The sequence below is a fragment of the Methanobrevibacter sp. genome (assembly GCF_045541095.1).
Taxonomy (GTDB): domain Archaea; phylum Methanobacteriota; class Methanobacteria; order Methanobacteriales; family Methanobacteriaceae; genus Methanocatella.
This window is the reverse complement of record NZ_JAZQIJ010000184.1, coordinates 1-4711: the sequence shown is the minus strand read 5'-3', so window position 1 is coordinate 4711 and position 4711 is coordinate 1. Positions and strand designations below refer to the sequence as shown.

4 protein-coding genes are annotated in these 4711 nt (G+C 34.7%); 1 reads left to right on the top strand and 3 read right to left on the bottom strand.

Translation table 11 applies throughout. The features are described from left to right. Nucleotides 1–1591 (bottom strand): FAD-dependent oxidoreductase (locus ACKI2P_RS07530; protein WP_407376469.1); only part of this gene is annotated, 1591 nt, incomplete at its 3' end. A 103-nt stretch (nt 1592–1694) separates the two neighbouring features. Between ACKI2P_RS07530 and ACKI2P_RS07525 the strand changes: the two genes are divergently transcribed. Next, the gene (locus tag ACKI2P_RS07525; protein WP_407376466.1) at nt 1695–2282 is read left to right on the top strand and encodes a TetR/AcrR family transcriptional regulator; all 588 of its coding nucleotides are present in this window, start codon (nt 1695–1697) and stop codon (nt 2280–2282) included. Between the two features lie 373 nt (nt 2283–2655). On the opposite strand, the gene ACKI2P_RS07520 is transcribed toward ACKI2P_RS07525, so the two are convergent. Next, the gene (locus ACKI2P_RS07520) at nt 2656–3972 is read right to left on the bottom strand and encodes an ATP-binding protein (RefSeq protein WP_407376464.1); all 1317 of its coding nucleotides are present in this window, start codon (nt 3970–3972) and stop codon (nt 2656–2658) included. Nucleotides 3973–4169: 197 nt separating this feature from the next. Next, nucleotides 4170–4711: cyclase family protein (locus ACKI2P_RS07515; protein ID WP_407376462.1), on the bottom strand; the 542-nt coding region annotated here is incomplete at its 5' end.

Here is a 4711-nt window from a genome sequence, read left to right as displayed (position 1 = left end):
CATCAGTTACAAGACCACCAATAGATCCCAAAGTTGCTGGTTCAATCTTTACTGCATAGAAAGGACCTTCTTTGATTGCAGTCAAAGTTGCACCATATTCATCAGCTTCACCTGCATCAACTAAAGCATTCACATCTGCTACAGTATTTACTAAGGCTTCTGCATTAATTCCAGCTACTGCAGCCAAGTCTTCAAGAGTATCTGCCTTAAATCCAAGATTTCTTGAAACAGCTTCTTCTGCCAAAGCTGCAAATGGATTGACTCCATCTACAACAATAAAGAAACTCTTAGCTCCAGCTTTCTGTGCATTGATAAAGTTTGTGTTGTAGATTGGATAGTCAGCATTCACATCACCAATACGTGTTCCTTGATCACTGATAACAAGCTGTCCAACCCATCCTAAAACATTCAATCCTGAAGTGAAGTGTGCAGTTTTATCAATCACTCTGAATCCAATAACTCCACCAGTGAATTTTGTCATTGCATTGACAGACTGACCAAGCTTGATGCCATCACCCTTGTTTCCTGGTGCTGCAAATGAGAATGTCTTTACCATTTCAGGTGCATATAATTCCATCATTTCTTCGCTCTGGTCGAAGCCACCTGTTGTAAGAATGACAGATTTTGCATTGATTGTATAATTCTTTTCATCACTAGAAGCTTTTACACCTGTTACAGCATCTCCGCTAGTCAATAATTCAGTTGCCTGTGTCCCAGTATAAATTGATACACCAGCTTCAATTGCTTTATCAACCAGTGGTGCAATCAAATCAGTTGCATCAGTTGCTGCATCATTTGCATTTGCATCCGTTGTATAATGAAGCTGCAAAGCATCATCCAAAATAGCACCAGTTACAGCACTTGAGAACATAACTCCCCATTCCATCAGCTTATTGATTGTATTGCCGCTTTCATTAGCCGCTTTACGAGTAATTTCTTCATCAGCGGTGTTATTGGAACGAGTCATCCAGAAATTGTACAGACCTTCAGGGTTGTTATCGAGTTCTTTGTTTACATTAGAACCTGTTGCTTTGATAATACCTGCAGATAACACAGAAGATCCACCCATACGATCCAATTTTTCTACAAGAACAACCTTTGCTCCATTTTCAGCAGCTGTAATTGCAGCAGATAGACCAGCAAGTCCTCCACCAACTACGACAACATCTGTATCCAGCGTTTCTTCAGTTACTGCAGCTTTTCCAGGCTTCACATTAAACGGTGTCACATCACCTGCTTGTTCCAGAGCAGTTTTTGTAGCTCTTAACACAGCAGCTGAAGAAACAGTTGCACCTGAATAAAGATCAACAGCGATTGATTGATGTTCAACAACATCGTTTGGCAAGTCATTGATTGCTAAATCGGTTACATAGTCAGTTTCATGGTGATCTACAACCTTCACTGAAACAATGCTTGTGTCATCAACAGTTACTTCAACTGTGATGTCACCATGGAATCCAGCCGCAGTTCCCTGATAAGTTCCAGCTATTAAAAGTGGAGCTTTTTCATCATCTTTTGGCTGTTCTGTCGTCGTTGAGCATCCACACAAAATAAGCATGAATGCCATCAGTACACATAAAAATTTTTTCATTTTCTATTCCTCCGTTCTTTTATTTTAAAGCTTGAGTACACTTTACCAAAGTACTATAATGTACTTAAAGTACAATAAGTTGATTACTGATCAGGAGAACAACATGAATAGAAATGATAAAAGATTCATCAAATGCGAACAACTTATTCGCGAAGGTTTCATTGAATTATTGAGAACTACAAATTACAACGATATTTCTATCAATCATTTGTGTTCAACTCTCTGCATAAGCAAGAATACTTTTTATGCACATTATCTTAACAAAGATGAATTATTACATACAATCGTTAATGAACAGATTGAAAATGTATTTTCTATCCAAAAAAGCAGCCAACAACCTTTTGATTCGAAGAACATCGATGATTTAAGATTTGTCTATATCCATTATTTTGAATATATACAAAATAACTCTGATTTACTGAAAATATTGTTTTCCAGAGATAACGAAATCAATTTCAACACACAAATATCGCATCGATATAAAAAACTTTTCCTTGAACTGATTAACGCAAAACATCAAGAAACGCATATCTGCCCAGATAAAATCTTAATGATTGATTATTATGTAGCTGGCGGAATTAATTTTATAAAAAACTGGTTGCTGTATCATCAAGATACAATATCAATTGCAGAAGCACAAAACATTTTATGGAATTTAAGTTCAGAAACAAACCAGTTCATTAACAATTGATTTTTGTATTCTATTTTCCAAGACAATTAATGTATTTAATGAAAAAAATGACCTGACTTATTTCTAAATCAGGTCATCATTCATTTTTCATCATTTCACTGGGGTACTTGGATACGAACCAACTTGCTTAAAAATGCTGATTTTAAGCCATTTTTGGTGCGCATCCTTTTTAGTTTTCTTTTTGACCTCTAAACCATATAAGAATGCCCTATAAAGCAGTCTTCACTCTTGTGAGAACACCTTATCTTTTAAAAAATGACCATTGATAGCCAAAATAAAACACGCTATGTTAATATAACGTGTCTTAAACATTTCTTTGTTTATCTGAAAGCTTTACTAATTATCCTTTTTCTTGTTAGCCTTAAAATCTAGGCTATTGAGAAACCAGCCAATCTATGATATTTATTATTTTTATACCTTCGTAATTGGAAGTCCCTACATCTAGTGACAACACGATCTTTTCATGATTATCATTGACTTTGATCAAAGGATGAAGTTCTCTATTTTTTACATTCTCATCAACCATAGATTGTGTCACTTGTAAATATACTTTCTCATCTTTCTTAGTAGCAATAAAATCAATTTCTAGATTATCCACCTTTCCAATCGCAACATCATATCCCCTTCTAATTAATTCAAAGAAAACAATGTTCTCTAATGAATGTCCTAAATCACGATTTCTGTAACCTAATAAATAGTTTCTTAGTCCAACATCAACAATGTAATACTTCCCTAATGTTCTCAGATATTCCTTCCCTTTAATATCGAATCGTTTGATTTCATAGAAAAAATATGATTCTTTTAATGCATTGACGTAGGATTGAACAGTATGTGCACTTGGCGTTCCTTTACGCCCCTCATCATTTAATAAACCTTCATTCACTAAAATATTACCAATTGTAGAAACAGATATATTGCTACCAATGTTGTCTGCTAAATAGAGAATTATTTTATTCAACAGAATTGGATCAGTGATTAGTTTTTGACCTTTGCGCTTCTCCCTTTCAAGAATGTCTCGCACTACAACTGTTGAATATATTCCGTCCAAAAAAATCAAAGCTTTATCAATATCAAGTCCAACATCTGAAATCCCTGGCATTCCACCAAAATTCATATAAGCATCGAATATTTCAGTCAAATCATAATGAACATCATTTTTATCAACAATTTGCTTTTTCATGTTGCCAAATAATGTATTTACTTCTATCATTTTAAAATCATAGAAATCAATAAACTCTTGAAAGGACAACGGAAACATCTTAATTTCCACATAACGCCCAGACAAATAAGTTGAATATTCTGATGAAAGCAAATAAGCATTTGATCCAGTAATATAAATATCACAATCAAAATCAACTCGAAATGAATTAACAGCATCTTCCCATCCATCAAGTCTTTGGAGTTCATCGAAAAACAGGTACATTTTCTTATTTGCAATGACTCTACCTTTTACAAAAAAATAAAAGTCTTCAACAGTCATTCTTCTAAATTCAAAAGATTCAAAATTCATTTCGATAATTTGAGATTCATCAACACCAGAATCTTTTAGATAGTTAACCATTAGTTTTAAAAGGCTCGACTTCCCACAACGTCTAATGCCAGTAATTACCTTAATAGGTTCAGTGTCACGAAATGCAATCAACTTATTCAAATAAGAATCTCTTCTTTTTAATTCACTTTTTTTCAGCATAACATTTCTCCTCGTTACAAGAATAGCATAAACTTATCAAAAAATAAAGTTTTTGCACTAAAGAGCAAAAACTTTATTCTATTTTTTAGTATTTTATGCTATAAGTTTTTCTTTTGTATTATTTGCAATATACTTACAAATCCATCATCTTCAACAAATTGGAATTTCGTTTACTTAACAGATTCATACATCGCGACTTAGCGATAGAAGTCCATCAGCAAAGCTCTACAAGGAGAACCATCTGCACCCGATAAATTCAACGGGGCAGCATTTAGAAAATAAACACCTTCAGATACCTCTGACAAACGGATTCCTTCAAGCAAGGTAACATTAGCTCCCAGAAGCGTAAGATGGACTGCCATTGGCGCGTTTTGCGGTCCGATTGTCTGAGACTCATTTCCCAGAAGTAAAATATTTGAAGAGGCAAATACCTTTGCAGCCTCTAATGACACTTCAACATTTCCTTTAATTATAATTCTCTTTGCCGCTTCTGGGTTCCGTTTTTTTGCTTTTTCAAGTATCCGGGAAGCATTGTCACCCGTGACAATCCCATGCTGCTCTGCCACATAAGCCAATCCCACAAATGCCTCTAAACAAATCTCATCAACCGTTTTTCCATCTTTAATAAAATGAAATGGTGCATCGATATGTGTGCCGTTATGTGCACACATGTTAAAAGCAGTTAAATTATATACTTCACCATCTTGCATTGATTTCAGCGCTGTTTTCTCTGGCATAG

Excerpts from the sequence above, each read along its gene's own strand:
- ACKI2P_RS07520 (WP_407376464.1), bottom strand. The coding sequence starts at position 3,972 with ATGCTGAAAAAAAGTGAATTAAAAAGAAGAGATTCTTATTTGAATAAG.
- ACKI2P_RS07525 (WP_407376466.1), top strand. The coding sequence starts at position 1,695 with ATGAATAGAAATGATAAAAGATTCATCAAATGCGAACAACTTATTCGC.